This window comes from Streptomyces sp. NPDC093085 (assembly GCF_040683935.1).
In the GTDB taxonomy this organism is placed as follows: Bacteria; Actinomycetota; Actinomycetes; order Streptomycetales; family Streptomycetaceae; genus Streptomyces.
Genome location: NZ_JBFBFB010000009.1, coordinates 18020 through 44703 on the forward strand (window position 1 = coordinate 18020; position 26684 = coordinate 44703).

General features: G+C 71.5%; 26 protein-coding genes and 1 pseudogene. 21 read left to right on the forward strand and 6 right to left on the reverse strand.

Going from position 1 to position 26684, the window contains the following annotated elements; genetic code table 11:
• Positions 1-123: 123 nt before the first annotated feature.
• From AB0O07_RS23475 to AB0O07_RS23505, 7 genes are all read left to right on the forward strand, one after another.
• On the forward strand, positions 124-615 hold the full coding sequence (locus tag AB0O07_RS23475) for an ATP-binding protein (RefSeq protein WP_365636304.1): 492 nt from the start codon (positions 124-126) through the stop codon (positions 613-615).
• The gene (locus AB0O07_RS23480; RefSeq protein ID WP_365636306.1) at positions 513-1442 is read left to right on the forward strand and encodes a hypothetical protein; all 930 of its coding nucleotides are present in this window, start codon (positions 513-515) and stop codon (positions 1440-1442) included. The genes AB0O07_RS23475 and AB0O07_RS23480 overlap by 103 nt, the downstream gene beginning before the upstream one ends.
• 2268 nt (positions 1443-3710) lie before the next feature.
• Positions 3711-4538, forward strand: a complete 828-nt coding sequence (locus tag AB0O07_RS23485) for an alpha/beta hydrolase (RefSeq protein ID WP_365636308.1) — start codon at positions 3711-3713, stop codon at positions 4536-4538.
• A gap of 171 nt (positions 4539-4709) precedes the next feature.
• Positions 4710-5201, forward strand: a complete 492-nt coding sequence (locus tag AB0O07_RS23490) for a metalloregulator ArsR/SmtB family transcription factor (protein ID WP_365636310.1) — start codon at positions 4710-4712, stop codon at positions 5199-5201.
• 32 nt (positions 5202-5233) lie between these two features.
• Positions 5234-6433 (forward strand): ACR3 family arsenite efflux transporter, encoded by a 1200-nt coding sequence (arsB, locus tag AB0O07_RS23495; RefSeq protein WP_365636786.1) that lies wholly within the window; start codon positions 5234-5236, stop codon positions 6431-6433.
• The gene (locus AB0O07_RS23500; RefSeq protein WP_365636312.1) at positions 6426-6866 is read left to right on the forward strand and encodes an arsenate reductase ArsC; all 441 of its coding nucleotides are present in this window, start codon (positions 6426-6428) and stop codon (positions 6864-6866) included. Before arsB ends, AB0O07_RS23500 begins: the two co-directional genes overlap by 8 nt.
• Before the next feature lie 65 nt (positions 6867-6931).
• Positions 6932-7612, forward strand: a complete 681-nt coding sequence (locus AB0O07_RS23505; protein WP_365636315.1) for a GyrI-like domain-containing protein — start codon at positions 6932-6934, stop codon at positions 7610-7612.
• 83 nt (positions 7613-7695) lie between these two features.
• Here the strand turns inward: AB0O07_RS23505 and AB0O07_RS23510 are convergent.
• Together AB0O07_RS23510 and AB0O07_RS23515 are read right to left on the reverse strand one after the other, a co-directional pair.
• Positions 7696-8194: pseudogene (locus AB0O07_RS23510) on the reverse strand (GNAT family N-acetyltransferase).
• A 22-nt stretch (positions 8195-8216) separates the two neighbouring features.
• Positions 8217-9083, reverse strand: coding sequence for a PH domain-containing protein (locus AB0O07_RS23515; RefSeq protein ID WP_365636318.1), 867 nt, complete (start codon positions 9081-9083; stop codon positions 8217-8219).
• A gap of 222 nt (positions 9084-9305) precedes the next feature.
• Between AB0O07_RS23515 and deoC the strand changes: the two genes are divergently transcribed.
• From deoC to AB0O07_RS23540, 5 genes are all read left to right on the forward strand, one after another.
• Positions 9306-10253 carry a deoxyribose-phosphate aldolase gene (gene deoC, locus AB0O07_RS23520; RefSeq protein ID WP_365636788.1) on the forward strand — a complete coding sequence of 316 codons (948 nt, stop codon included), beginning with the start codon at positions 9306-9308 and terminating at the stop codon, positions 10251-10253.
• Positions 10254-10260: 7 nt separating this feature from the next.
• Positions 10261-11790, forward strand: a complete 1530-nt coding sequence (locus tag AB0O07_RS23525; RefSeq protein ID WP_365636321.1) for an aldehyde dehydrogenase family protein — start codon at positions 10261-10263, stop codon at positions 11788-11790.
• On the forward strand, positions 11783-12730 hold the full coding sequence (locus tag AB0O07_RS23530) for an aldehyde dehydrogenase family protein (RefSeq protein WP_365636323.1): 948 nt from the start codon (positions 11783-11785) through the stop codon (positions 12728-12730). Before AB0O07_RS23525 ends, AB0O07_RS23530 begins: the two co-directional genes overlap by 8 nt.
• A 154-nt stretch (positions 12731-12884) precedes the next feature.
• The gene (locus AB0O07_RS23535) at positions 12885-13139 is read left to right on the forward strand and encodes a type II toxin-antitoxin system Phd/YefM family antitoxin (RefSeq protein ID WP_365636325.1); all 255 of its coding nucleotides are present in this window, start codon (positions 12885-12887) and stop codon (positions 13137-13139) included.
• Positions 13136-13387, forward strand: coding sequence for a type II toxin-antitoxin system RelE/ParE family toxin (locus AB0O07_RS23540; protein WP_365636327.1), 252 nt, complete (start codon positions 13136-13138; stop codon positions 13385-13387). Before AB0O07_RS23535 ends, AB0O07_RS23540 begins: the two co-directional genes overlap by 4 nt.
• 6 nt (positions 13388-13393) lie before the next feature.
• Here AB0O07_RS23540 and AB0O07_RS23545 read toward each other — a convergent pair whose 3' ends face one another.
• The gene (locus AB0O07_RS23545) at positions 13394-13879 is read right to left on the reverse strand and encodes a hypothetical protein (protein WP_365636330.1); all 486 of its coding nucleotides are present in this window, start codon (positions 13877-13879) and stop codon (positions 13394-13396) included.
• A gap of 173 nt (positions 13880-14052) precedes the next feature.
• Here AB0O07_RS23545 and AB0O07_RS23550 point away from each other — a divergent pair, with 173 nt between their 5' ends.
• Positions 14053-14730 carry an ATP-binding protein gene (locus AB0O07_RS23550; protein ID WP_365636333.1) on the forward strand — a complete coding sequence of 226 codons (678 nt, stop codon included), beginning with the start codon at positions 14053-14055 and terminating at the stop codon, positions 14728-14730.
• A gap of 588 nt (positions 14731-15318) precedes the next feature.
• Here the strand turns inward: AB0O07_RS23550 and AB0O07_RS23555 are convergent.
• Positions 15319-16086 carry a SigE family RNA polymerase sigma factor gene (locus AB0O07_RS23555; RefSeq protein WP_365636335.1) on the reverse strand — a complete coding sequence of 256 codons (768 nt, stop codon included), beginning with the start codon at positions 16084-16086 and terminating at the stop codon, positions 15319-15321.
• Between the two features lie 223 nt (positions 16087-16309).
• On the opposite strand from AB0O07_RS23555, the gene afsQ1 reads away from it, so the two are divergent.
• The 5 genes from afsQ1 to AB0O07_RS23580 all read left to right on the forward strand — a co-directional run bounded on the left by afsQ1 (position 16310) and on the right by AB0O07_RS23580 (position 20753).
• Positions 16310-16987, forward strand: coding sequence for a two-component system response regulator AfsQ1 (gene afsQ1 / locus AB0O07_RS23560; RefSeq protein WP_365636338.1), 678 nt, complete (start codon positions 16310-16312; stop codon positions 16985-16987).
• Between the two features lie 341 nt (positions 16988-17328).
• Entirely contained in the window at positions 17329-18933 is a 1605-nt protein-coding gene (locus AB0O07_RS23565; protein ID WP_365636790.1) for a HAMP domain-containing sensor histidine kinase, read from the forward strand.
• A gap of 11 nt (positions 18934-18944) precedes the next feature.
• Positions 18945-19634: a hypothetical protein gene (locus AB0O07_RS23570; RefSeq protein WP_365636341.1), complete on the forward strand. Its 690-nt coding sequence runs from the start codon at positions 18945-18947 to the stop codon at positions 19632-19634.
• Between the two features lie 196 nt (positions 19635-19830).
• On the forward strand, positions 19831-20451 hold the full coding sequence (locus tag AB0O07_RS23575; protein ID WP_365636792.1) for a VanZ family protein: 621 nt from the start codon (positions 19831-19833) through the stop codon (positions 20449-20451).
• Between the two features lie 92 nt (positions 20452-20543).
• On the forward strand, positions 20544-20753 hold the full coding sequence (locus AB0O07_RS23580) for a PspC domain-containing protein (RefSeq protein ID WP_365636344.1): 210 nt from the start codon (positions 20544-20546) through the stop codon (positions 20751-20753).
• Positions 20754-20877: 124 nt separating this feature from the next.
• Here the strand turns inward: AB0O07_RS23580 and AB0O07_RS23585 are convergent, their stop codons facing one another.
• Positions 20878-21237: an ATP-binding protein gene (locus tag AB0O07_RS23585; RefSeq protein WP_365636347.1), complete on the reverse strand. Its 360-nt coding sequence runs from the start codon at positions 21235-21237 to the stop codon at positions 20878-20880.
• A 225-nt stretch (positions 21238-21462) separates the two neighbouring features.
• On the reverse strand, positions 21463-22596 hold the full coding sequence (locus AB0O07_RS23590; protein ID WP_365636349.1) for an adenosine deaminase: 1134 nt from the start codon (positions 22594-22596) through the stop codon (positions 21463-21465).
• Positions 22597-22797: 201 nt separating this feature from the next.
• Between AB0O07_RS23590 and AB0O07_RS23595 the strand changes: the two genes are divergently transcribed.
• The 3 genes from AB0O07_RS23595 to AB0O07_RS23605 all read left to right on the forward strand — a co-directional run bounded on the left by AB0O07_RS23595 (position 22798) and on the right by AB0O07_RS23605 (position 26665).
• Positions 22798-23526 (forward strand): alpha/beta hydrolase, encoded by a 729-nt coding sequence (locus AB0O07_RS23595; protein ID WP_365636793.1) that lies wholly within the window; start codon positions 22798-22800, stop codon positions 23524-23526.
• Positions 23527-23844: 318 nt separating this feature from the next.
• Positions 23845-25017, forward strand: coding sequence for an NAD(P)/FAD-dependent oxidoreductase (locus AB0O07_RS23600; RefSeq protein ID WP_365636352.1), 1173 nt, complete (start codon positions 23845-23847; stop codon positions 25015-25017).
• A gap of 148 nt (positions 25018-25165) precedes the next feature.
• Positions 25166-26665 carry an NCS1 family nucleobase:cation symporter-1 gene (locus AB0O07_RS23605; RefSeq protein ID WP_365636354.1) on the forward strand — a complete coding sequence of 500 codons (1500 nt, stop codon included), beginning with the start codon at positions 25166-25168 and terminating at the stop codon, positions 26663-26665.
• Positions 26666-26684 lie beyond the last annotated feature (19 nt).

A 26684-nucleotide genomic window follows, 5' to 3' on the forward strand; every position in this document is an offset into this window, starting at 1 on the left:
CTCGACTTCGCACAGCCAGCTTGCGCGCGACCGGGTCGCGCGACCACAATTGCTCGCGCACTCAGCGCACGCATCGCGCCGCTGTGTGTGACCTTCGTCCCGCGCGCCTGAGAGGTGTCGGCAATGGAGCAGCGTGGTTACGTCTTGGCGCTGGAGCGCTACCCCTGTACGGCGATTGCCGTGCCCGAGGCCAGAGCCATAGCGGCCCGCGCCTACGCGCCGTACCCCTGGGTGGACCACGACACCGTCAAGCTGCTGGTGACCGAGACGGCGACGAACGCCGTGCTGCATGCCGGCGGGGGCGGGTTCGATCTGATTTGCCATTCGCCCGTGGGGAGTTCGATCCAGATCGAGCTGCACGACCGGTCCAAGGACGAGCCGACGCGCCGCGCGGTCACCCCGTGGGACAGCCACGGCCGAGGGCTCGAACTGCTCGACGCCCTCGCCCCCGGCTGGTCCGTGGTCACGACGCTCAACGGCAAGAGCCTGATCTTCACCCTGGAGTCCACCGCATGCCCGTCCACCCCGAAGGCCCCGGTGCCGAAGGCCCCTTTGCCGAAGGTTCCGTCGCCGAAGGCTCCGCCGCCGACCTGGTACCGACCGACCGGCCCCTGACCCGCGAGGACCCGGCGTACGTACGCCTGCTGAAGCTGGTCCTGCTGGGCCTGGGCGGCGCCGTACCGCTGGAGGCGGACGACGACGCGGCGGAGGGGCCGCGCCCCAAACCCCCCGGCCGGAAAGAGAAGCGTGGGGAGAGACAGAAACGAGAAGGGACCCGGCACATGGCAACGGACAGGCCGACCGGGCCGGACAGGGGCGGGCCCGGGGCCGGACCTGGGGGCAAGCGCGGTGGCGGCCCCGGAGAGGGCGGACCCGACGACAACCGCTGGGGCGGCCCCGACGACAACCCCAGGGGAGGCCCCAGCGGCGGCCCCTGGTCGGAAACCCCACCCCGCCGAACCGGCATCGCCGCGTTCTTCACCCAGGATGTGGAACCCGGGCTGAGAATCCTCCTCGTCCTGCCGGGCAACGACGCCCCCGACCACGGCTTCTGGCGCCTGCCCGGCACCGACTCCCCCGCATCAGAGGCACCGCACACCACATACCTCCGGGAGATCAGACGAACGACCGGCATCCCGGTCGCCCCACCGGAAGAAGTCCTGGCGGTGGATTACGTACCGCTCACCGGTACGGCACCGGAGGGCATCCAGATCGTCTTCAACGGCGGCGAGTTGCCCGTGGGTACGGAGGTCACCCTCCCCGGGCCAGAGAAAAACGCCGCCCCGGAGCTCACCGCGTACCGCTGGGCTTCGATGGACGAAACGGCAGGCCTCTGCCTGGTCCCGGAACGGGACCGCATCCGCGCCGCGTACGAAGCCTGGGCAACGGGCCGCACGGCCTACCTGGTACGAGGCGAACGCGTCACCGCCCGCATGCCCTGACCCCAACGCCAACGCCCCCTGCGCCAGATAAACTCCCAGGCCGACAAGCCTCAGCCCCGCGCACGCGGGGGTGGTCCCCCGGACCGGCCCACGATCAGGAACCCGATCGCTTCGACCCCGCGCACGCGGGGGTGGTCCATGGACCAGGGCCACTCTGAGCCGCTGGTGCACGCTCGGCCCCGCGCACGCGGGGATGCTCCGGCGTACGCGTTCGACCGCAGCGGAGGCTCCTGGTCTGCCCCGCGTACGCGGGGATGGTCCCCAGTGGGCCAGCGCGGCGCGGGCGCAGAGCGTGTCGGCGCTGCGGGACCGCTCCCCCGGGGAAGCCGAGTTCGTTGTGCGGGCCGGTGTGAGGCTGCGGGTGGTGGGTTGGATGGGTGCGGATGGTCCGCCTTGCGGGGCACGCGGCAGTGGAGTGGGGTGGTGGCACGCCGTCTCGGCGTCTGATCGCCGTTTGCTGGGACTCAGGCCCCGCTGTTCACCCGCCGTTGTCGGCGAACGGTTTCAGACCAAGAGGTAACCGTGGTGGCCCCGGTACGTATAGGCACCCTGAGGGCGGCCCCCTTCCAGCTCTGATTGTCGCGGCTCCAGGCCGCGCGTCAAGGGCGCTGCGCGTCGGCTTCGCCGATGGCCTTCGGCCACCCTTGACCCGCGCCCTTCCGCCGCGTGAAGAGCTTCCGGGAGGGGGCCGCCAGGGGAAAGACTCCCCCTGCAACGACACGTCTGTCGCCCGGGCCGTCCGCAGGCTGCGGCTCGGCTCGCCCTGCGGGGCACGCGGCAGTGGAGTGGGGTGGTGACGCCTCGGCTAAGCGTCTGATCGCCGTCCGTTTGCCGGGATTCAGGCCCCGCTGGTCACCCATCTCTTTCGCCCACCCCAGTCACGGCCGAGAGGTAGCCGAGGCGATCCCGGGTGCGGGATATCAGCTCTGAATAAGGTGGGCCAAAGGCTCCGTCTGGTTGTCGCTTTTCGCGCACGGGCCACCCGCCCACGAGGCAGGTGGGGCGGGACGGGCCTGGTACGACGGGGAGCCCCCTCAACGGGGTGCGGAGGCAAGGCGGTGCGTGGGGAGTGGTGTTGGGGGGAGGCACTTTTTGCGCACGTCCCTGCCTCGGGGCGCCTCCTGTGTCACAGTCATGCCCGTCAGCAGCCAAACCTGTTACGGGAAAGGCCGCACGTGCCCTCGGGGTGCGCAGAGGCACGGGGCCCGTACTGGCCCCGGCGCTCCACTGGTCCGCCGGATCGACGGATCGGCCCCGGGGCGGGGACGTATGCGGGCGCCCTCACGCCCACCCCGCACACCATCCCCACCACGACCACCCCTCCGGGCACCTCCCCCATCACACCAGGCCCACCCCGCCCCACCCGCGACACGGCATCGGGCCACGTGCGCGAAAAGCGACAACCAGAAGGAGCCTTCGGCCCTCCTTTTTCAGAGCCGAGCCCTCGCACCCGGGATCACCGTGGATACCTCTCGGCCGTGACCGGGGTGGGCGACGATGGCGGGTGACCAGCGGGGCCTGAGTCCCGGCAAACGGACGGCGGGCGGACGCTGAGCCGAGGCGTCACCACCCCACTCCACTGTCGCGTGCCCCGCAGGGCGAGCCGAGCCGCAGCCTGCCGACGGCAGGACAACGGACGTGCTTGGGCAGGGGGAGTCTTTCCCCTGGCGGCCCCCTCCCGGAAGCTCTTCACGCGGCGGAGGGCCGGGTGTCAAGGGTGGAGCGCAGCGGAATCGGCGCAGCCGACGCGACGAAGGAGCGCCCTTGATACCCGGACCGGAGCCGCGACAATCAGAGCTGGAAGGGGGCCGCCCTCAGGGCGCCCAAACGTACCGGGGCCACCCCAGTTACCCCTCGGCCGGAACCGCTCGCCGAACGACGAACGGTGAACAGCGGGGCCTGAGTCCCGGCAAACGGACGGCGGGCGGACGCCGAGACGGCGTGCCACCACCCCACTCCACTACCGCGTGCCCCGCAAGGCAACCGGACCCGCACCTCTTCGCCCCACTCACCCGCAGCCTCACACCGGCCCGCACAACAAGCCTGACCGTGTAGGGACTGCCGCTGCCCCGCCTCCGAGTGCTCACTCTTTCGGACGGAATTGCGGTTCGTTCGACCGCACCGGGAAGGGGCCCGCGCCCGATGGGGGCACCGATTACCTGGCCGTGGGGCGCGTACCCCTGCGTACCCACGTGTCCGCGTACCCCTGCGCACCCCTGCGTACCCACGTATCCGCGTACCCGCGCCCCCCTCAGAGAGGTCAGGTTCATGCCGTACCGCACGACTCGCGATGGCGTCAAGATCTTCTACAAGGACTGGGGGTCCGGCCGCCCGGTCGTCTTCATCCATGGCTGGCCCCTGAACGGTGACGCCTGGCAGGATCAGCTCAAGGCCGTGGCCGACGCCGGGTTTCGGGGGATCGCGCACGACCGGCGGGGGCACGGGCGGTCCACGCCCGTGTGGGACGGGTACGACTTCGACACCTTCGCCGACGACCTCGACGACCTCCTGGCCGGCCTGGACCTGCGTGACGTCACCCTGGTCGCCCACTCCATGGGCGGCGGGGAGCTGGCCCGGTACATCGGGCGGCACGGCACCTCGCGGGTCAGGTCCGCGGTGCTGCTCTCGGCGATCACGCCCCTGATGCTGGCGGGGCCCGACAACCCCGACGGGGTTCCGGAGAGCGTCCTGGAGCAGATCAAGTCCGGGATCCTCACGGAGCGCTCCCAGTTCTGGAAGGACACCGCGGCAGGGTTCTTCGGGACCAACCGGACGGGCAGCACCGCCACACCGGGGAACGTGGACGCGTTCTGGTACATGGCCATGGCCCAGACGATCGAGGGCGGCGTCCGGTGCGTGGACGCCTTCGGGCGTACGGACTTCCACGGCGACCTGAGCAAGTTCGACATCCCGGTGCTGGTCGTGCACGGCGACGACGATCAGGTCGTCCCGATCGACGCCACCGGCCGCAAGACCGCCTCGCTCGTCCCCGGCGCCGTCCTCAAGGTCTACGAGGGCGGCTCGCACGGCATCGCGATGGTCCCCGGCGACAAGGAGAGGTTCAACCGGGACCTGCTGGAATTCCTCAGGAGCTGATGCCGATAGCCGACATCACCGGAGACGCCGGGAGGCGGGCGCCCGCGACGCAGCCGACGCAGTCGCCGCGCTTCCTCGGTCGTGACGGGGCACATTGCGCTGCATCCAGGTTGCATCCATGTTCTTCGATCCAGCCTTGCACTCTGGATCGAAGAACGTCAACATAGAAGAATGTCGAAACAAGAGTTTGTGGTGCTCGGCCGGAGTGCCGGCACGGACGACGGCGCGGGCGGCAGCGCGGGAGACAGCACGGACAACGGCGCGGGCGACGACGTCTGCTGCCCCACGCTGCTGAGCGCCCCTCTCGACGAGGAGACGGCGCACGAACTCGCCAGGGTCTTCAAGGCGCTGGGCGACCCGGTGCGGCTGCGGCTGCTCTCGATGATCGCCTCGCGGGACGGCGGGGAGGTCTGCGTCTGCGACCTCACCCCCGCCTTCGACCTGTCGCAGCCGACGATCTCGCACCACCTGAAGCTGCTCAAGCAGGCCGGGCTGATCGGCTCCGAGCGGCGCGGGACATGGGTGTACTACCGGCTGCTGCCGGAGACGACGGACCGGCTCGCCGCCGTCCTGACCCGCCCGGGCACGGCCCCGGCCGAGCCTGTGGACGCACCGGCCGAACCCGTACGCGCACCGTCCGAGCCTGCCGGGACCGCCCCGTGAGCGACGTGAGCGACGTGAGCGACATCAGCGATATGGGCGACGTACGCGGTGCGGGTGACGTGACCGGGGCCGGGGCCGGGGACGGGCCCATCGCCGCCCGCCTCTCCTTCCTGGACCGGTTCCTCGCCGTGTGGATCCTCGCCGCGATGGCCGGCGGGCTCTGTCTCGGCCGCCTGGCGCCCGGACTGGGCGACGCGCTCGCGAAGGTCACCGTCACCGGGGTCTCGCTGCCGATCGCGCTCGGCCTGCTGGTGATGATGTACCCGGTCCTCGCAAAGGTACGGTACGACCGCCTCGGCACCGTCAGCCGCGACCGGCGCCTGCTCGTCCCGTCCCTGGTCCTGAACTGGCTCGTCGGCCCGGCGCTGATGTTCGCCCTCGCCTGGCTCTTCCTGCCGGACCTGCCCGAGTACCGCACCGGTCTGATCATCGTCGGCCTGGCCCGCTGCATCGCCATGGTCATCATCTGGAACGACCTCGCCTGCGGCGACCGCGAGGCCGCCGCCGTCCTCGTCGCGCTCAACTCCGTCTTCCAGGTCGTCGCGTTCGCCGGGCTCGGGTGGTTCTATCTCGACGTGCTGCCGGGCCGGCTCGGCCTGGAGCAGGCCGCGCTCGACGTCTCCGTGTGGGAGATCGGCCGCTCCGTCCTCGTCTTCCTCGGCATCCCGCTGCTGGCCGGGTTCCTCACCCGCCGCCTGGGCGAGAAGGCGAAGGGCCGGGTCTGGTACGAGGCGACGCTCGTCCCGCGTATCGGTCCTTTCGCCCTGTACGGACTGCTGTTCACGATCGTCGTGCTCTTCGCGCTCCAGGGCGACGCCATCACCTCCCGGCCCCTCGACGTCGCCCGGATCGCCCTCCCCCTCCTGGTCTACTTCGCGCTGATGTGGGCCGGCTCCCTGGCCGTCGGGCGCGCGGTCGGCCTCGGCTACCCGAAGGCGACGACCCTGGCGTTCACGGCGGCGGGCAACAACTTCGAACTCGCCATCGCCGTCGCCATCGCGACCTTCGGCGCCACCTCCGGCCAGGCCCTCGCCGGGGTCGTCGGCCCCCTCATCGAGGTGCCCGTCCTCATCGGCCTCGTGTACGTCGCCCTCGCCGCCCGCCGCTTCTTCCCCCCGGCCCACACGGCTCCCGTAACCCCCGTAACTCCCGGGGCCGCCGGGGCCGCCGGGGCCGCCGGGGCCGCCGGATCCACCCGTACCACCGCTTCGGAAGGTTCCACCCATGCCTGACGTCCAGCCCGCGCCATCCGGCCTCCGGTCCACCCCGTCCGTGCTCTTCGTGTGCGTCCACAACGCGGGGCGCTCGCAGATGGCCGCCGCCTTCCTCACCCACCTCGCGCGCGGCCGGGTGGAGGTACGCTCCGCCGGCTCCGCGCCGGCCGACGCCGTGAACCCGGCCGCCGTCCAGGCGATGGCGGAACGGGGCGTCGACCTGTCCGCCGAGACCCCGAAGATCCTGACGGTGGACGCCGTCCGCGCCTCCGACGTGGTGATCACCATGGGCTGCGGGGACACCTGCCCCGTCTTCCCCGGCAAGCGCTACCTCGACTGGAAGCTCGACGACCCGGCCGGACAAGGGGTCGAGGCCGTTCGCCCGATCCGGGACGAGATCGAGCGGCGCGTCCGTAGTCTGCTCACCGAACTGCTGCCCGAACACGCCTGAGGTCCAGGTCCGGGAAGGGCCTGAACGGCCTGAAGGACCCGAAGAGCCGGAGGAGAGCGACGCCCATGGCACCGTACGACGTCAAGCGGGAGCGGAAAGAGTTCTACGCGCCCAAGAACAGGACCTGGGCCGTCGTGGACGTCCCCGAGCAGCGGTTCATCGCCGTCGACGGTGCGGGGAACCCCAACACCGCGCCCGCCTACGCCGACGCGGTCCAGGCCCTGTACGCGGTCGCTTACACCCTCAAGTTCGCCGCGAAGCGCAGGCCGGACGGCAACAGCAACGGCGACTTCGTCGTCGCTCCGCTGGAAGGGCTGTGGTGGGCGGACCGGCCCGAGGCGTTCACCAGCGGCGCCAAGGACACCTGGAGCTGGACCATGCTCATCGCCATGCCCTCCTGGATCACCGGGGAGATGGTCGCGGAGGCCCGAAGGACCGCGCTGGCCAAGAAGAAGCTCCCCGCGATCTCCGGACTCCGGCACCTCACCCTCCACGAAGGCCCCAGCGCCCAGGTGCTGCACATCGGCTCGTACGACGACGAGGCGCCGGTGCTGCACGAACTCCACCACACCTACCTCGCCGCCAACGGCCTGCGGCCCACCGGCCTGCACCACGAGATCTACCTCAGCGATCCCCGGAGGACGGCCCCCGAGAAGCTGAAGACCGTCCTCCGCCAGCCGGTCGGACGCGTCCTGGCCGCCCGGCCGCAGGGGGCCTCTGTGCGGCCTTCAGGACCGGGCAGGTGACGACCAGGCGATCTCGCCCTCGCGGGAGAGGAAGCGTCCGGTGCCGGCCCCCGGGCCCTTGGCGTACTGCGTGGTCAGCATGGTCAGAGCCGCCGCCTCACCACCCTCACCGGCCCCAGCTCCAGTTCCCCGACCCGCTGGTCCCCCACTCGTCTCGCCTGTCGGCCGGAAACCCAGCCGCAGGTAGAAACCCTCGGGGCCGTCCTCGCCCGGGTGCCAGGTGACCGTCAGCCGGGTGCCGCCGCGTCGGCGTATTTCGGCGGCCACGGACTCGACCGCGAAGCGGCCGTACCCACGTCCCTGTTCACCTGCGGCGATGTTGAGCCGCCACAGCCCCGAGCGGATGTCGGTGCCTGTGCCGTCCCCCGCGAAGTCGATGCCCAGGAAGGCCATGAGGAAGCCGACGGGCCGGTCACCGTCGAAGATGAGGCGGGGCCACGCTATGTCCGGATGCACATATGCCTCGGCGAGGGACTTCACCACCGGTGCCACCACGTGCTCCTGGTCGGGGTGGACCTTCAGCCCGATCGCGATATCGAAGTTGGCGGCGGTAACCGTCTCCAGGCGGAGCGTAGTCGTCATGCCGGAACCATAGAACGGCAGGTCAGCCCAGGGACAGGAGGATCAGGAGGACGATCAGGCCGGCCAGGGAGGGGGCTATGACCTCGTAGGCCCAGCGGATGACCGGGGTGCCCTGGGCCGTGGGGCGGGTGGTGGAGCGTTCGGCCAGTTCGCGGAGGTCGGCTGTGGTGCGGTCGGCCGTGGCCATGCGGGCCTCGGTGTCCGTGGTGTCCACGTTGACGGACGTTCTGCCGTGCGGGTCCGCGCCCGCCATGCGGGTCTGCCCGCGTGCGGCGCGCTTCCGCTGGCGCAGGGAGACGGGCACCGCCCAGAGCTGGAACTTGCCGTGGTCCCGCGTGAACGCCTCGCACGAGTACGTGGCCCTGATGTCCGTGACGGAGCCCCAGGGCAGGACGATCGTACGGAACGGGTTCCTGATCCTGAGCCGGTCAGCGTTGGCGTAGACCGCCGGGCGCAGGCTGAACGCGATGATCAGGGGCAGCGCGAAGAGCATCCCGGCGAGCGCCAGCCACGGGGTGTGACCGGTGCCCCGGACGAGCGCGTCGATGCCGATCCACAGGACCAGGATGAGGAGCGCTCCCCCGCCCAGGATGCCGCCGCCCGAGCGGAAGACCCGGTCGGGGGTGGTGGAGGTTTCGGGGGTGGTGGAGCCGGTCGGGGGCGTGGGGTCCTGGGAGGTCCGGGCCGGGGTGTCGGTCCCGGCCGGGGTGTCGGTCCCGGGCGGGGTGGTGTCGGGCGGGGTCGGACGTCCTGCCCTTGCGCGGGCCGCCTTGGGCTCGGTGTCGCGCGTGCCCTCGGGGGGCGCCGAGGGCGTGCCGGGCTCGGGCCGGGGCTCGGGCTCCGGGGTCGGCTCGGGCGCGGGGTCGGCGTCGGGGGCAGGGGTCGTCATGGGTCCGATTCTGCCGTACGCCACTGACAGTGGCCGCCCCGCACCCGCCCCGCACCCGCCTCGCATCCGGTTCGCATCCGGTTCGGGCCCTGCCCCCTGGTCCGGCCCGCCCGTATCCCCGCATATGAGCACGCCGTATCACGGGTCGGGAACAACCTCGTCCGCGAAGCTCACATCCCCTGTACAGGCTGCTACGCGCGTAGATATGCTCATCTGGTGACCATGCCCACCATCACCCCCGCATTCGCTGACGTGACCGCGTCCGACAGCACACTGCGCCGCTTCCTGCACGGGCTGCCCGGTGTCGATGCCGTCGGCCTGGAGGCCCGGGCCGCCGCGCTCGGGACGCGGTCGGTCAAGACGACGGCCAAGGCGTACGCCATCGACCTGGCCATCTCCATGATCGACCTGACGACGCTGGAAGGCGCGGACACCCCGGGCAAGGTCCGGGCGCTCGCCGCCAAGGCCGTGCGTCCGGATCCGACCGACCGTACGGTCCCGGCGACCGCCGCCGTCTGCGTCTACCCCGACATGGCGGAGACCGCGGTCGCCGCGCTCGCCGGCTCCGGGGTGAAGGTGGCCTCCGTCGCCACCGCGTTCCCGGCCGGGCGGGCCGCGCTCGGGGTGAAGCTCGCCGACACGCGCGACGCCGTGGCCGCCGGGGCGGACGAGATCGACATGGTCATCGATCGCGGCGCCTTCCTCGCCGGGAAGTACCTGAAGGTGTACGAGGAGATCCGCGCCGTCAAGGAAGCGGCCGGCACCGCCCGGCTGAAGGTGATCTTCGAGACCGGCGAACTCTCCACGTACGACAACATCCGCCGCGCCTCCTGGCTCGGCATGATCGCGGGCGCGGACTTCATCAAGACGTCGACCGGCAAGGTCGGGGTCAACGCCACCCCCGCCAACACGCTCCTCATGCTCCAGGCCGTACGCGACTTCCGCGAGCAGACCGGGGTGCAGGTCGGGGTGAAGCCCGCCGGCGGTATCCGGTCCACCAAGGACGCGCTCAAGTTCCTGGTGCTGGTCAACGAGACCGTGGGCGCGGAGTGGCTGGACAACCACTGGTTCCGCTTCGGCGCTTCCAGCCTGCTGAACGACCTGCTGATGCAGCGTCAGAAGCTCAGCACCGGCCGGTACTCCGGCCCCGATTACGTCACGGTGGACTGAGGCAGAGATGGCAACCGACAACCAATCCCCCGCGTCCGCGCAGCCCGCCGCGCCCACGTCCGCGCAGCCCGCCGCGTCCGCCCCCGCGTCCGCGTCCGCCCCCGCGAACCCCTTCGCCTACGCGCCCGCCCCCGAGTCCCGTTCCGTCGTCGACATCGCGCCCTCCTACGGGCTCTTCATCGACGGAGAGTTCGCCGAGGCGGCCGACGGCAGGGTCTTCAAGACCCTCAGCCCGGCCTCCGAGGAGGTGCTCTCCGAGGTCGCCCAGGCCGGGGCCGACGATGTCGACCGGGCCGTACGGGCCGCCCGTAAGGCGTTCGAGAAGTGGTCGGCGCTGCCCGGCGCCGAGCGGGCCAAGTACCTCTTCCGGATCGCCCGCATCATCCAGGAGCGCTCGCGCGAACTGGCGGTGCTGGAGACCCTCGACAACGGCAAGCCGATCAAGGAGACCCGCGACGCGGACCTCCCGCTGGTCGCCGCGCACTTCTTCTACTACGCCGGCTGGGCCGACAAGTTGGAGCACGCAGGCTACGGGGCGGCGCCGCGTCCGCTCGGGGTCGCCGGGCAGGTCATCCCCTGGAACTTCCCGCTCCTCATGCTCGCGTGGAAGATCGCCCCCGCGCTCGCCACCGGCAACACGGTCGTCCTGAAGCCCGCCGAGACGACCCCGCTCTCCGCGCTCTTCTTCGCGGACATCTGCCGCCAGGCGGGGCTCCCCAAGGGCGTCGTCAACATCGTCACCGGGGACGGCACGACGGGCGCCGAGCTGGTCGGGCACCCGGGGATCGACAAGGTCGCCTTCACCGGTTCGACCGCCGTGGGCAAGGCCATCGCCCGCCAGATCGCCGGTACGGGGAAGCGGGCCACGCTCGAACTGGGCGGCAAGGGCGCGAACATCGTCTTCGACGACGCCCCGGTCGACCAGGCCGTCGAGGGCATCGTCACGGGCATCTTCTTCAACCAGGGCCAGGTCTGCTGCGCCGGCTCCCGGCTGCTGGTCCAGGAATCCGTCCACGACGAGGTGCTGGACGCGCTCAAGCGCCGGCTGGCCACGCTCCGCGTGGGCGACCCGCTGGACAAGAACACCGACCTGGGCGCGATCAACTCCGCGGAGCAGCTCGCCCGGATCCGGGCGCTCGCCGAAACCGGCGAGGCGGAGGGCGCGGAGCGCTGGTCCCCCGCGTGCGAACTGCCGTCCGCCGGTTACTGGTTCGCGCCGACCCTGTTCACCAACGTCACCCAGGCGCACACCATCGCCCGGGACGAGATCTTCGGCCCGGTGCTGTCGGTGCTCACGTTCCGTACCCCGGACGAGGCGGTCGCCAAGGCGAACAACACGCAGTACGGCCTGTCGGCGGGCATCTGGACCGAGAAGGGGTCGCGGATCCTCGCGGTCGCGAACAAGCTCCGGGCGGGTGTCGTCTGGGCCAACACGTTCAACAAGTTCGACCCGACCTCGCCGTTCGGCGGATACAAGGAGTCGGGTTACGGCCGCGAGGGCGGTCGCCACGGCCTGGAGGCGTACCTCGATGTCTAAGGAATCCCCGTCGGCCAAGGGCACCGGGAGCGCCGGCGCCGGCACCACCGCCCCCGGCCGCCTGAACGTCTTCAAGACCTACAAGCTGTACGTCGGGGGCAAGTTCCCCCGGAGCGAGAGCGGCCGGGTGTACGAAGTGACCGACTCGAAGGGCTCCTGGCTCGCCAACGCCCCGCTCTCCTCCCGCAAGGACGCCAGGGACGCGGTCGTCGCGGCCCGCAAGGCGTTCGGCGGCTGGTCGGGCGCGACGGCGTACAACCGGGGCCAGGTCCTCTACCGCGTCGCCGAGATGCTGGAGGGGCGCCGGGAGCAGTTCGTACGGGAGGTCGCGGAGGCCGAGGGGCTGTCGAAGGCGAGGGCGGCGGCCGTGGTGGACGCGGCGGTCGACCGCTGGGTCTGGTACGCGGGGTGGACGGACAAGATCGCCCAGATCGCGGGCGGCGCGAACCCGGTGGCCGGCCCGTTCTTCAACCTCTCCACGCCCGAGCCGAGCGGCGTGGTGGCGGTGGTGGCGCCGCGCGAGTCGTCGCTCCTGGGACTGGTGTCGGTGATCGCCCCGGTGATCGCGACGGGCAACACGGTGGTCGTCGTCGCGAGCGAGACCGCGCCGCTGCCCGCGCTCTCGCTGGGCGAGGTGCTGGCCACGTCGGACGTGCCGGGCGGGGTGGTGAACATCCTGTCGGGCCGTACGGCCGAGATCGCGGCCCCGCTCGCCGCGCACCAGGACGTCAACGGGATCGACCTGACCGGCGCGGACGAGGCGCTGGCCAAGGAGCTGGAGATCGCGGCGGCGGACAACCTCAAGCGCGTACGCCGCCCCGCCCCCGCCCCGGCCGACTGGACCACCGCCCCGGGCACCGCCCGCCTGACGGCCTTCCTGGAGACGAAGACGGTCTGGCACCCGACGGGCAGCCTGGGGGCATCGGGCTCGGCGTACTGACGGGGACGGCGCCGCCGTATCGGCCCCGCTGGACGGGGCACCGAACGGGGCGGCGCCGCCGAACCGTCAACATGGAAGCCCTGGTTTCCCTCGTTTGAGCGGAAACAGGGCTTCCTAAGTGCACAGCACTTGGCAGAGCCATACGTTTCTGTACATGACTGACACCTACGCCATGACTGAGGCCCGCGCCAACTTCGGCACACTGATTCGCCGGGCGGCCCACTCCCGCGAGCGGATCGCCATTACGGACCACGGACACGTCGCGGCCATACTGATCAACCCGCAGGACCTCGCGGATCTGGAGGACTCGCTCGCAATCGCGGAATACCGGCTGGAGAAGGAGCGCGGGACTCTCAAGCCGGGCATTCCGCACGACGAAGTCCGCCGCATGCTGGGGCTGGACAAGTGACCTACGAGATCATCTGGGAGCCGCGTGCGACCAACGCGGCTCTACGCTTCCTCAAGGACGACCCGGTCGGGCTTTCCGCTATGTTCGAGGCCGTGGACGCGCTTGCGACGCCCCCTCGCCCGGACACCTCGATCGCGTACGGATCGCCCGAAGAGCGACGGTTACACGTCGGCAAGTACCGCGTCCTGTACGTCATCGACGAGGGCGTCATCCGTATCCTGGTCACCCACCTCGGCCGCACCTGGTGATACGACTCACCCCGGCAGCAGCCCCGTCACCTGGCTCACCGCGTCGCCCAGTACCGGCATGTCCTTGAGGGCGCCGCTGCCCTGGGTCAGGGGGTCGGTCAGGGGGGTGGTGGAGATGGGCTGGAAGTCGGCGATCTGGGTGCCGAGTCCGTTGTCCAGGGGGTCCACGCCCGTGCCCGCCAGGGGGTTGAGCTTCAGGGACGTGACCGGGTTCAGGGCGCCCGCCGCCGCGTAGCCGAGGGCTCCGGTGAGGGCCTGGCCGGCCGCCTTGCCCGATTCGGTGAGCTGGGAGTCCGTATCGGACGCCGATGTGCCGGAGCCGGCGGAGGAGTTGGCGGCCGGGGCGGGGGCCGCCGCCTGGGCCGCCGCGCCGCTCAGGCCGAGGGCCGCGCCCGCCGCCGTGAGGGTGAGGCCGACGCGGAGCAGGTTGCGGCGCGGGGCGGGCGGAAGCGCGTGACGTGGGGTGCGGGGGGTACGGGGGGTGCGTGCCATGGGGATTGTCCTGGGTGTGTGTGCGTGGGGGGACGGACGGATCCGCTGCGCTGTGTCAGCGGATCCGCACCCAGCGTAGTGAGTGGCGGCCGGTCATGGCGCCGAACCCGCCACATCGGCCCCCGGATCTCGCCTGATCGCGGCCTGAACGCCCCCCAAGGTTCACCGTGCCGATGGATGCCCCACACTGGTGTCCCGTGAGCGCACCCACCCTTCCGACCCGTGTCGTACTGCTCGCCGGGCCGTCCGGCTCCGGAAAGTCGTCCCTCGCCGCGCGTACGGGGCTGCCCGTGCTGCGCCTCGACGACTTCTACAAGGAGGGCGACGACCCGACCCTCCCCCTGGTCCCCGGCAGCGCGGACATCGACTGGGACTCCGTACGTTCCTGGGACACGGAGGCGGCGGTCACCGCGATCGCGGAGTTGTGCCGTACGGGCCGTACGACCGTTCCCGTCTACTCCATCGCGACCAGTTCGCGGGTCGACACCGAGAAGCTGGCCATCGAACGCACCCCGCTCTTCCTCGCCGAGGGGATCTTCGCCGCGGACATCGTGGCACGCTGCCGGGAGTTGGGGGTGCTGGCCGACGCGCTCTGTCTGCGGGGCCGCCCGTCGACCACGTTCCGGCGGCGGCTCGCCCGCGATCTGCGCGAGGGGCGGAAGTCGGTGCCGTTCCTGCTGCGGCGCGGCTGGCGGCTGATGCGCGCCGAGCGCGCGATCGTCGGCAAGCAGACGGCGCTGGGCGCGCACCCCTGCGGCAAGGCGGAGGCGCTGGGCCGGATCGCCGCCGCCGCGGGCGGTCGCACCCTCGCCCCGCCCCGCGGTGCGACCCGTACGGGGAACACCGTCTGACCCGCCCCGTCCGACCCGACCCGTCCGACCCGACCCGTCCGACCCGACCCGACCCGTAGGGGCAGGGTCCTTAGGGGCAGGGTCCTTAGGGGCAGGGTCCGTAGGGGTACGCGTACGGGCACCCCTAGGGGCTCCGTACGGGCAGGGGGCGGGCCCGTGCAGGCGCGTCGTGCGGACGCGTCGTACGGATACGCCGTACGGATACGCCGTACAGGCGCGTCGTACGGACGCGCCGTGCGGGCACCTCGTACGGGCACCTCGTACGGGCGGCCCCCGTGACGGCGCGACCGGGATACGGGGTGCCGGGCGGAGGAGGCGCCGCCGCACGAGAAGCGGGACCGTACGGCCCCCCAGCCGGTACGGTCCCGCTTCGTTTCCCCCATGGTCACCGCAGTTCCCCCGCGGCTTTCACGGTCCCCCGTGTTCCCCTTTTCTCCCCCCATCCCCCCTCGGGCTCCCCCCATTTCCCCTCGGGTTTCCCCGTTTACCCCCGTATCCCCCCGGGTCCCCCGATTTCCCCCGTACTCCCGCCGTCTCCCCCGAAACGACGGGTCCCCGTACCCCCCCCCGTGCTTCCCCCGTGTGCCCTCAGGCGACCAGTTCGCCGAAGGACTCTTCCTCGTCACGGCCGAAGCTGAGGACCTCGTCCTGGCGCAGCCGGCGGAGCGACCGCCAGATGCTCGACTTCACCGTGCCGACACTGATGTCGAGGATGTCCGCGATCTCGGGATCCGTGCGGCCCTCGTAGTAGCGCAGGACGAGCATCGTCCGCTGGAGTTCCGGCAGCCGGGCGAGCGCCTGCCAGAGCACGGCGCGCAGCTCGGTGCCGCGCATCGCGTCCGTGTCGCCCACCGTCTCCGGCAGTTCCTCCGTCGGGTACTCGTTGAGCTTGCGCCTGCGCCAGGCGCTGATGTGCAGATTGGTCATCGTCCGGCGGAGATACCCGCCGACCGCCGCCTTGTCCGTGATCCGGTCCCAGGCCCGGTACGTGGAGAAGAGCGCGCTCTGGAGCAGGTCCTCCGCCTCGAAGCGGTCCCCGGTCAGGTGGTAGGCGGTCGCGTACAGGGAGGCGCGGCGCTCCTGGACGTAGGCGGTGAACGCCGCTTCGGCGTCCCCCGTCCCCGTCGTCGGAGCCGTCCGCTCCCCCGTGGCCCCCGTGGCCTCCCTGTACGCGACTCCCCCGCTGCCCGCCGGAGGCGGCGCGTCAACCACCGTCATGTACGACGGCTTGTGCTGACGCCCGGCGCCGCGAACGCACCCCCGCCCGTTCACGGCGCCGGACTTCTCGGTGATCCTGGCGACGTCGTGAAGACGCGTGACCACTGCGCTTGAGGTCGTTCCGTGCAGTGCGTTCATCCCGCGCCCCCCGTCGGCTGGATCTTGCTTCGGTTTGGTCAGGTCACCCGGTCCGCTTGCCCGCCGGGCCCGTTCCCGCTGCCCGGTTCGCTTCGTTCCGTGTGGCAAAAAGCTTGCCGAGCCAGTTTCATGGGCCTGTCCCCCGACTGTCACAGGCCTGTCACAGGAGCCCGTGGCACGCAACGGTCGAACTCCGGTCCCCTCATGGGACAGAATGACCTCCGTGCCTTTTCTGCTGCTGATCGAGGACGACGACGCCATCCGCACGGCCCTCGAACTCTCCCTGTCACGCCAGGGCCACCGGGTGGCCACCGCGGCGACGGGTGAGGACGGCCTGAAACTGCTCCGTGAGCAACGGCCGGACCTGATCGTGCTGGATGTGATGCTGCCCGGGATCGACGGGTTCGAGGTCTGCCGTCGTATCCGCCGTACCGACCAGTTGCCGATCATCCTGCTGACCGCCCGCAACGACGACATCGACGTCGTGGTCGGGCTGGAGTCGGGTGCCGACGACTATGTGGTCAAACCGGTGCAGGGGCGGGTGCTGGACGCCCGGATCCGTGCCGTGCTGCGGCGCGGCGAGCGGGAGTCCACGGATTCGGCGACGTTCGGCAGCCTGGTCATCGACCGTTCGGCGATGACGGTGACCAAGAACGGCGAGGACCTTCAGCTCACGCCGACCGAGCTGCGGCTGCTGCTGGAGCTGAGCCGCCGCCCCGGGCAGGCGCTCTCCCGGCAGCAGTTGCTGCGGCTGGTGTGGGAGCACGACTACCTCGGTGACTCGCGTCTGGTGGACGCGTGTGTGCAGCGGCTGCGCGCGAAGGTGGAGGACGTGCCGTCGTCACCGACGCTCATCCGTACGGTCCGCGGGGTGGGCTACCGGCTGGACGCGCCTTCGTGAGCGACACATCGAACACCGGCGACACCATCGGCGCCGGGAACAACACCGCCGGCGATGCCACCGGCACCGGGAAGAGCACGGGTGCGGGTGCGGGCACCGGCACGGGCGGCGGCAGCGGAACCGGCACCACGGCCGACGCCTCGGCCGGTGCGTCCGGCGGTACGTCCGGCGGTACGTCCGGCATATCCGGTACGGAGCAGGGCGGGCCCGATGCCCGCGGTGACCAGGAGTACGCGGGCGAGGCCGTCGACCCGTACGTCAAGCCGCGCCGTGGCGCCGGCACCGGGACCGGCACCGGCAAGGTCGGCAGGACGTTTCTCGCGGGGCTCCGCTGGACCAGTCTGCGGCTCCGGCTGGTGATCGTCTTCGGTCTGGTGGCGCTGACCGCCGCCGTCTCCGCCTCCGGGATCGCGTACTGGCTCAACCGGCAGGCCGTGCTGACCCGTACGCAGAACTCCGCGCTCAACGACTTCAAGCAGGAGATGCAGAGCCGCGCCGCCGAACTGCCGCTCTGGCCACGGGAGTCGGATCTCCAGAGCACCGCCGAGCGGATGGCGGGCGGCAACGCCGGGTACAGCGTGGTGCTGATCGCCTCGCGCGACCGGGGCAAGCCGATCGTCGGGGCGTCCGACCCGGATGTCTTCACGATGGACGACGTACCGGATGCGCTGCGCGACGCGGTGAACGAGCAGCAGAAGGTCACCTCGGCCAACAAGTACCCGTACCACGTGTTCTGGCAGCGCACCGAGCGCGACGGCACGCCGTATCTGGTCGGCGGTACGCGGATCATCGGCGGCGGCCCGACCGGGTACATGTTCAAGTCGCTCGACCAGGAGCAGGCGGATCTCAACTCACTGGCCTGGTCGCTGGGAATCGCCACGGCGCTCGCCCTGATCGGCTCCGCGCTGATCGCGCAGGCCGCCGCCGAGACCGTGCTCAAGCCGGTGCAGCGGCTCGGGGTGGCGGCGCGCCAGCTCGGCGAGGGGAAGTTCGGGACTCGGCTGCGGGTGTCGGGGAAGGACGAGCTGGCCGATCTCTCCCGTACCTTCAACAGGGCCGCCGAGTCCTTGCAGAAGAAGGTCGCGGACATGAGCGCCCGGGAGGAGTCGAGCCGCCGCTTCGTCGCGGACATGTCGCACGAGCTGCGCACCCCGCTGACCGCGCTGACCGCCGTGACGGAGGTCCTGGAGGAAGAGGTCGACAGCCTCGATCCGATGATCGCACCGGCGGTGACGCTGGTGGTGAGCGAGACACGGCGGCTCAACACCCTGGTCGAGAACCTGATGGAGGTCACCCGCTTCGACGCGGGGACGGCGCGGCTGGTCCTGGACGATGTCGATGTCGCCGACCAGGTCATGGCGTGCATCGACGCGCGCGCCTGGCTGGACGCGGTGGATCTGGACGCCCCGCGCGGCACCATGGCGCGGCTCGACCCGCGCCGGCTCGATGTGATCCTGGCCAATCTGATCGGCAACGCGCTCAAGCACGGCGGTTCGCCGGTACGGGTGGCGGTGCGGACCGAGGGCGACGAGCTGGTCATCGCGGTACGGGACCACGGGCCCGGCATCCCGGAAGAGGTGCTGCCGCATGTCTTCGACCGCTTCTACAAGGCGAGCGCGTCGCGGCCCCGCTCCGAGGGGAGCGGGCTCGGTCTGTCGATCGCCATGGAGAACGCGCACATCCACGGCGGCGACATCACGGCGTCGAACGTGCCGGACGGCGGCGGCGCGATGTTCGTCCTGCGGCTGCCGCGCGACGGCGCCCGCGAACCGGAGCCGGGCCAGGGCCAGGGCCAAAGCCAAGGTCAGGGGCAGGTCACCGGTACGGGGCAGGGGCAGGGTCCTGGGTCCCGGGCCGGTGACGGACGCACCGGGAGCCGCGAGCCCGACGGGCCGGACGGGCCCGGAGAGCCGGGAGAGCCGCGAGGGGCGGGTGGGAGACCGTGATACGGGGGAGTGTGGACGGACACGGCGAGCACGGGCCGACCGGCGCGAACGGACCGATAACCGGACGCGGCGCCGCCGCCAGACGGGCGGCCGGACGGGCCGCCGGGGGTGTGGTGCTGGTCGCGCTCGCCGCGCTGAGTGGCGGGTGCGGGATCAGGACGACGTCCGTGCCGGTGAACGCCGGGCCCGCGCCTTCGCGGATGCCGTGCGAGATTTCCTCGAAGGACGTCATCACGCAGTCGGAGTCGGGGGTTCCGGTCCGGGTCTATCTGGTCTGTTCCTCGGGGCTCGCCTCCGTCGAACGCGCCGCGCGGCTTCCGGAGGGGCGGCCGTCCGGGGACCGGGTGGCGATCGCGCAGGCGCTGCTGGACGAGTTGCAGGCCGAACCGTCCGCCGCCGAGCGCGAGGCCGGGTTCACCACCTCCGTACCGGGGCCGCTGATCGTCACGGCCGCGCACCCCGGGGATCCGGCCGGGGGGCTGCGGCTCAGCCGTCAGCCGGAGGATCTGCCGTCGGCGGCGCTCGCCCAGATCGTCTGCACGCTCGCGGAGAGCGGGGCCACGGACGGCCGGGTGGTGCTCGGCGGGCCCGGCGCCTACGCGGCCCGTACATACGGCTGCGACCGGGAGACCAAGCGCCGCCCGGACGCCGAGGTGCCGACCCTGGCACCGAGCCCGGCCGGTACGGCGAGCCCGTCCTGACGGGCGGAGGCCCGGCAGGGCGGGATCACGGCAGGCCGCGGCCCGCCGGGATTCCGCTTGTGGCCGGTGGGGCCCCGGGGTGACGCCGGTCTCATGAGGGGCTTGCCGGGGCCCTTCCGGAACCGATGGCCCGGCCCCGGGCGTCTTGGGGAGCGTGCTGCAAGGTCCGGACGGCAGTGCCGTCTTCCGCTTCCGTATGGCGGGGTTCGCTCTCCTCCTCACGCATCTGTCGCTGGTGGCGTGGGTGAGCCTCCGCCCCCTCGACGTCATGTGGGTGAACGCGGCGAACCTCACGCCGTTCGCGGGTATCAGGGCGGATCTGGCCCTCGGGCCGCTGGAGGCCACCCGAAGAATCGGGGAAGGGCTGCTGCTGCTCGCGCCGGTCGGGGTGCTGCTGCCCATGGCGGGCGGCCGGATCGCCGTCTCCTTCTGGGCCTCCCTGACCCGTACGGTCACGGCCGGCGCCCTGCTCGCCATCGGGATCGAGATGGTGCAGACGGCGGTGCCGGGGCGGGTCCTCGACGTGGACTCCGTGCTGCTCCACACCGCCGGGGTGGCGCTCGCGCACCTCGCGGTGGTGCCCGCGTTCCGGGCCCGGCTCCGCAGGCCTCAGGGCGGGCCCCGGCAGGGTTCTCAGGGCGGGTCTCAGGGGAGCGAACGGGGCCAGGGGACCCGGCGGAGCAGGGAAGGGCGGCGGAACGAGTGGGCGTGGGAGTCCGCGCGCCGGGGGGCGGCGCCCCTGAGAGAGCACCGCGGGCGGGACGAGAACCCGCAGGGGGCGACCCCGACGATTCCCAGGGTCGGTATCGCCCCTTAGAGCGATGCCGCGCGGTGCGCGGTGGAGCACCATGGAGTCATCGGGAGCAGGGACAGGAAACGCTCCCCTGACGCTCTTTTAAGGAGTCCACCATGGCCGGTCTGGTCCGCCCCCGCGAAGGGCGCATGCTCGGCGGGGTGTGCGCGGCGCTGGCACGGCGTTTTGGCACCTCCGCGAATACGATGCGGGTGATTTTCCTGCTGTCGTGCCTGCTGCCAGGACCGCAGTTCCTGGTCTATCTGGCGCTGTGGATACTCCTGCCGGGCGAGAAGTCCGCCTCGGCGGCCTCCACCGCCTGGTAATTCCGGCGACCCGGGTGGGCGGTGATTCCACCGGCCCGGCGCGGCCCGCTTTCCGCTCCCCCTGTGCCGTGCGTACGCCCGTAACGCCGTAGATGCCGGTACGGGCGTACGCACTCAGGACATGTCAGCCGCCGAGCGGGAGGCCGTTGAGGGTGGTGCCGCCGTTGGCCAGGCCGTTGACCGGGAGGCCGCCGAGGAGGTTCTGCACCGGGTTGGCCTTGCCGACCGCGTCGAGCGCGTACGGCGCGGTGAACTCGACGGTGTCGACCGCGCCGGCCGCGCCCTTCGCCGCCTCGGGGAGCGGCGCGGGCAGGGTCGAGGCGAGCTGCTCGACGGGGAGGGTCTTGCTGACGGAGCCGACGACGTCGAGCGCGGCGCCCGTGTCCGGGAGGGCGGGCGCGGCGGAGGCGGTGGACGCGGCGGCTGCGGCGAAGGCGGCGCCCAGGGCGGCGGCACCGATGGTCTTGGCGGCGGACTGCTTCATCGGAAATCTCGTCCTTTGGGGACTCGGGAGAAATCGGGGAAAGCGGAGCCCAATTCCGGAGGCTCTGTCGCGGAGCTTCGGAGACTCCCCGTTGGGTCTGCGCGGCTCAGCAAGGTAGCCAGCCGCGCCCCCGTCCCGCAAATACCGGACGGCGGCCGGAAAGCGTGTTCCCGGCCGCCCTGCTCTTCTGGTATTCGGGTGTGTTCGAACTGTCCGCGCCTGGTTCTAGCTGTTCACCGGGGTCTGCTGGAACAGCCATTCGGACTTGAGCTCGGCATATCCCGGCTTGATCACATCGTTGATCATGGCCAGTCGTTCATCGAAAGGAATGAATGCTGATTTCATCGCATTGACGGTGAACCACTGCATATCGTCGAGCGTGTACGCGAACGCGTCGACCAGCAGCTCGAATTCCCTGCTCATACTGGTGCCGCTCATCAGACGGTTGTCCGTGTTGACGGTCGCCCGGAAGTACAGCCGGCGCAGCAGTCCGATGGGGTGGTCCGCGATCGAGGTGGCGGCGCCGGTCTGGAGGTTGGAGCTGGGGCAGAGCTCCAGCGGGACGCGCTTGTCCCGTACGTACGCGGCGAGCCGGCCCAGCGCCACCGTGCCGTCCTCGGCGACCTCGATGTCGTCGATGATGCGGACGCCGTGGCCGAGCCGGTCGGCGCCGCACCACTGGAGGGCCTGCCAGATGGAGGGGAGTCCGAAGGCCTCGCCCGCGTGGATGGTGAAGTGGTTGTTCTCGCGCTTGAGGTACTCGAACGCGTCGAGGTGCCGGGTGGGCGGGAAGCCCGCCTCGGCGCCCGCGATGTCGAAGCCGACCACGCCCGTGTCCCGGTAGCGGTTGGCGAGCTCGGCGATCTCCAGGGCGCGGGCGGCGTGCCGCATCGCGGTGAGCAGCGCGCCGACCCGGATCCGGTGGCCGTCGGCGCGGGCCAGGCGCTCGCCCTCGCGGAACCCCTCGTTGACGGCTTCGACGACCTCTTCGAGGGTGAGCCCGCCTTCGAGGTGCTGCTCGGGCGCGTACCGCACCTCGGCGTAGACGACGCCGTCCTCGGCGAGGTCCTGCGCGCACTCGGCGGCGACCCGGAAGAGCGCGTCGCGGCTCTGCATCACGGCGCAGGTGTGGGCGAAGGTCTCCAGATACCGTTCGAGCGAGCCGGAGTCGGCCGCCTCGCGGAACCAGAGGCCGAGTTTGTCCGGCTCCCGCTCGGGCAGGGATGAGTAGCCGCAGGCGTCGGCGAGGTCGATGATCGTGCCGGGACGCAGTCCGCCGTCCAAGTGGTCGTGGAGCAGGACCTTGGGGGCGCGGCGGATCTGGTCGGCGGTGGGCGGACGGGAGGTCTGGCTCGTCATCCGTGCACTGTAACGCTTCCCTGCCTACGCGCGTAGAGTCCACAGGGACGATACCCAACGGTGACCATGCGGACGGGCGCCGTACACCCGCGCTTCTGAGACTGTTCTGTTATGGGACAGCATGCGGTTCCCGCGCCGGGGGGACGTTCGGCAGGCCGGGACGGATGGGCAGGCGCGCACCGCGCGGAACCACGGGCGCGACTGGGCCGGGCGGTCGTGGCGCGGGCCGTCGATATCGCCGTGGGGGGCGCGATACTCGTCCTCCCTTCGGGTGAACCGGTCTCCTCCCGGGGCGCGTCGCTCCTCGCACACGCCCGGATGCTGCCCCTCGCGCGCTCGCTGGCGGCGGCGGGCGCGGCGGACGGGGTGGTGGCGCATGTGGTGAGGTACGCGCGGCGCGGCTGGAACGGTACGGAGGCCTCGCTCGCCTCGGACGCCCGCTGGGCGGCGGAGGAGATCGGCCGGCGGTACGGGGACGTGCCGGTCTGTCTGGTGGGGCACGGGATGGGCGGCCGGGCGGCGCTGCACGCGGCGGACCACCCCGCCGTCACCTCCGTCCTGGCGCTGGCCCCCTGGCTCCCGGAGGACGACCGGGCGGCCGGTCCCGAGCCGGTGCGCCAGCTCCGGGGGCGCCGGGTGCTGATCATGCACGGCACCAATGACGCCAGGACCGACCCCGAACTCTCCTTCCGGCTGGCCGAGCGGGCGAAGAAGGCGAGCCGCGACATCTGCCGCTTCGAGGTCCACTCGGACGGCCACGCCCTCCGCCAGCACCATGCCGAAGTCCTCGCCCTGGCAGGCGACTTCGTGCTGGGCTCGCTGCTGGAGCGCGCCTACTCCCGGCCGGTCGCGGACGCCCTGGCGGCCCCGCCGCCGCTGGGGCTGCGGATGCCCCTGGCGGCCGGGTTCGGCCGCTCGCTGCGCCCGTAGGCCCGTAGGGCAGGCCGGGGCAGGGCAGGCCGGGGCCCGGCCGTGCTCGTACAGCCCGGCCGTACTCGTACAGCGGGACGCGCGTACCCCCGTACCCCCGCACCGCCGTACCCCCGTACCCCCGTACCGCCGCACGCCGAGCGCCGCATACGGTCACCCGCCGCGCGGTGTCGGCGCGCTGTCGGCTCGGCGTCAGGGGCTGTCGGCGGGGCGTCGGGGGTGTCGGCGCACCGTCGGTGCGCTGTCGACGGGCGCCGGGACCTTCGGTGGAGACCTGCCGGACCTCCTTCCGGCGGGCGCGAACCGCAAGGAATCGCCATGACCCCTCATGTCACGATCATCGGCGCCGGGCTCGGCGGCCTCACACTCGCCCGCGTCCTGCACGTCCACGGCATTCCCTCCACCGTCTACGAGGCGGAACCCTCCCCGACGGCACGCGCGCAGGGCGGCCTGCTCGACATCCGGGACTACAACGGGCAGTTGGCGGTGCGGGACGCCGGCCTGATGACGGAGTTCCGCGCCCTGATCCTGGCGGGACGCCAGGCGCTGCGCCTCATGGACCGGGGCGGGAACGTGCTGCTGGACCTCGCCGACGACGGTACGGGCGGCAAGCCCGAGGTGCTCCGCGGGGAGCTGCGGCAGATGCTGATCGACTCGCTCCCGGCCGGCACGGTCCGGTGGGGGCGGAAGGTCCGTACGGTCGCCGCCCTCGGTGCCGGCCGCCATGAGGTGACCTTCGCCGACGGCACCACCGTCGTCACCACGCTGCTGGTCGGCGCGGACGGGGCGTGGTCGCGGGTCCGGCCGCTGCTCTCCGACGCGGTGCCGTCGTACACCGGGATCTCGACCGTCGAGACCCATCTGTACGACGGGGACACCCGGCACCCCGGCAGCGCGAAGACGGTCGGCGGCGGGACGCTGATGGTGCTCGAACGGGGGCGGGGCATCCTGGCCCACCGGGAGCGCGACGGCAACCTCCACACCTGGGTGATGCTCGCCAGGCCGCAGGGGTGGTTCGCCGGTCTCGACGCCGCCGACCCGGCCTCGGCCACCGCCCGGATCGCACGGGAGTTCGACGGCTGGGCGCCGGAACTCACCGCGCTGATCACCGGCGGCGAGACCGCGCTGGTGCCGCGCGCCCTGCACGCCCTCCCCCACGACCACCGGTGGGAGCGGACCCCGGGGGTCACCCTGGTCGGCGACGCCGCCCATCTCACCGGGCCGAACGGCGAGGGCGCCAACCTGGCCATGTACGACGGGGCCGAGCTGGCCAAGGCCATCGCCGCCCACCCCGCCGACACCGAGGCCGCGCTCGCCGCGTACGAGGAGGCGCTCTTCCCGCGCAGCGCAGCGTCCGGCGCCGAGAACCCCGATCTCAACGACGTCCTGAGCGACGAGGCGCCCCACTACCTGATCCGCCAGATCGCCACCGGCGGGACGGAGGCGGGGACGACGACGGAGACGGGGACGGGGACGACGGCGGCCTCTTAGCGGGCCCGGCCCCGCTGCCGCCGCCGTCACTCCGGATACGAAAAAGTGTCCGCTTCCGAACCCTTGACGGTGAAGGAAGCGAAAACTAGGTTCTGCGCATCGGAAAACTGCTTCCGCTTTATGAAACCTCCCCAGCTCGGAGCTTCGTATGACAGCGATGGATGACCGAACCCGCGTGGACTCCGATTCCGGTACCGGTGACGGCGGCGGCGTCAGCTCCGACCTGTACACCTACGACCTCGCGCCCACCAAGAAGGAAGGGCGCCGGTGGGGCGCGTACAACGTCTTCACCCTCTGGGCCAACGACGTGCACAGCCTCGGCAACTACGCGTTCGCCATCGGGCTCTTCGCGCTCGGGCTGAACGTCTGGGGCATCCTCGCCGCCTTCGCCCTCGCCTCCGTGCTGCTCTTCCTCCTCCTCACGCTCTCCGGCTTCATGGGGCACAAGACCGGCGTCCCCTTCCCCGTGATGGGCCGGATGGCCTTCGGGATCCGGGGCGCGAAGGTGCCGGCCGTCGTGCGCGGGGCGGTCGCGATCGCCTGGTTCGGCATCCAGACGTATCTCGCCTCCTCCGTGCTGAGCGCGCTGCTCGTCGCGCTCTTCCCGGGGCTGCACGCGCTGGAGAAGCACTCCGTCCTCGGGCAGTCCACGCTCGGCTGGCTCACCTTCCTGGCGCTCTGGGTGCTCCAGGTCCTCATCGTGAGTTACGGGATGCAGATGATCCGGCGGTACATGGCCTTCGCGGCGCCCACCACCCTGATCACCATGCTGGCCCTCGCCGTCTGGATGTTCGTCAAGGCGGACGGCTCGATCGCCTTCTCCATACCGGACCCGCTCTCCGGCGGCGCGATGTGGCTCCAGATCCTCCAGGGCGCCGCGCTCTGGGTGGTCATCTACGGGACGTTCGTCCTCAACTTCTGCGACTTCACCCGCTCCGCCAAGGACCGCGGCTCCATCATCCGCGGCAATGTCATCGGCATCCCGGTGAACATGCTCTTCTTCGCCGTCATCGTCATCGTGCTCAGCGGTGCCCAGCTCAAGCTGAACGGCCATGTCATCACCAGCACCACGGACATCGTCCGTACCATCCCGAACACGTTCCTGCTGGCCTTCGCCTCGCTCGCGCTCATCGCCCTGACCATCGCGGTGAACCTGCTCGCCAACTTCGTGGCGCCGATCTACGCGCTGATCGACCTCTTCCCGCGCCGCCTCGACTTCCGTAAGGCGGGGCTGGTGAGCGCCGTGATCGGGCTGGCGATCCTGCCCTGGAACCTCTACAACAGCCCGGTCGTGGTCAACTACTTCCTCGGCGGGCTCGGCGCGCTGCTCGGGCCGCTGTTCGGCGTGATCATGGCGGACTACTGGCTGCTGCGGAAGTCCCGCGTCAACGTCCCGGACCTCTACACCGACGACGCCCGGGGCGAGTACCACTACCGCCGGGGGTACAACCCGCGCGCCATCGCCGCCTTCGTCCCCAGCGCCGCGCTCGCCGTCGTCGTCGCGCTGGCGCCGTTCTTCCACGCGGCGGCCGGATTCTCCTGGTTCATCGGGGCGTTCATCGCCGCGGTGCTGTACGCGGTGATCGCTGACCGGAGCCGGCAGATCCAGGACGTGGACGGCGAGTCGATCGCCGTCGCCGCCGAATGACACCCTCCCGCTTCCCTTC

Coding starts and splice junctions, on each gene's coding strand:
- AB0O07_RS23575 (WP_365636792.1), top strand. CDS start 19,831: ATGGCGGGGTTCGCTCTCCTCCTCACGCATCTGTCGCTGGTGGCGTGG.
- AB0O07_RS23475 (WP_365636304.1), top strand. CDS start 124: ATGGAGCAGCGTGGTTACGTCTTGGCGCTGGAGCGCTACCCCTGTACG.
- deoC (WP_365636788.1), top strand. CDS start 9,306: ATGCCCACCATCACCCCCGCATTCGCTGACGTGACCGCGTCCGACAGC.
- AB0O07_RS23590 (WP_365636349.1), bottom strand. CDS start 22,596: ATGACGAGCCAGACCTCCCGTCCGCCCACCGCCGACCAGATCCGCCGC.
- AB0O07_RS23535 (WP_365636325.1), top strand. CDS start 12,885: ATGACTGACACCTACGCCATGACTGAGGCCCGCGCCAACTTCGGCACA.
- AB0O07_RS23555 (WP_365636335.1), bottom strand. CDS start 16,086: ATGAACGCACTGCACGGAACGACCTCAAGCGCAGTGGTCACGCGTCTT.
- AB0O07_RS23580 (WP_365636344.1), top strand. CDS start 20,544: ATGGCCGGTCTGGTCCGCCCCCGCGAAGGGCGCATGCTCGGCGGGGTG.
- AB0O07_RS23550 (WP_365636333.1), top strand. CDS start 14,053: ATGGATGCCCCACACTGGTGTCCCGTGAGCGCACCCACCCTTCCGACC.
- AB0O07_RS23485 (WP_365636308.1), top strand. CDS start 3,711: ATGCCGTACCGCACGACTCGCGATGGCGTCAAGATCTTCTACAAGGAC.
- arsB (WP_365636786.1), top strand. CDS start 5,234: ATGGGCGACGTACGCGGTGCGGGTGACGTGACCGGGGCCGGGGCCGGG.
- AB0O07_RS23545 (WP_365636330.1), bottom strand. CDS start 13,879: ATGGCACGCACCCCCCGTACCCCCCGCACCCCACGTCACGCGCTTCCG.
- AB0O07_RS23500 (WP_365636312.1), top strand. CDS start 6,426: ATGCCTGACGTCCAGCCCGCGCCATCCGGCCTCCGGTCCACCCCGTCC.
- AB0O07_RS23530 (WP_365636323.1), top strand. CDS start 11,783: ATGTCTAAGGAATCCCCGTCGGCCAAGGGCACCGGGAGCGCCGGCGCC.
- AB0O07_RS23525 (WP_365636321.1), top strand. CDS start 10,261: ATGGCAACCGACAACCAATCCCCCGCGTCCGCGCAGCCCGCCGCGCCC.
- AB0O07_RS23515 (WP_365636318.1), bottom strand. CDS start 9,083: ATGACGACCCCTGCCCCCGACGCCGACCCCGCGCCCGAGCCGACCCCG.
- AB0O07_RS23600 (WP_365636352.1), top strand. CDS start 23,845: ATGACCCCTCATGTCACGATCATCGGCGCCGGGCTCGGCGGCCTCACA.
- AB0O07_RS23490 (WP_365636310.1), top strand. CDS start 4,710: ATGTCGAAACAAGAGTTTGTGGTGCTCGGCCGGAGTGCCGGCACGGAC.
- AB0O07_RS23605 (WP_365636354.1), top strand. CDS start 25,166: ATGACAGCGATGGATGACCGAACCCGCGTGGACTCCGATTCCGGTACC.
- AB0O07_RS23505 (WP_365636315.1), top strand. CDS start 6,932: ATGGCACCGTACGACGTCAAGCGGGAGCGGAAAGAGTTCTACGCGCCC.
- AB0O07_RS23585 (WP_365636347.1), bottom strand. CDS start 21,237: ATGAAGCAGTCCGCCGCCAAGACCATCGGTGCCGCCGCCCTGGGCGCC.
- AB0O07_RS23480 (WP_365636306.1), top strand. CDS start 513: ATGCCCGTCCACCCCGAAGGCCCCGGTGCCGAAGGCCCCTTTGCCGAA.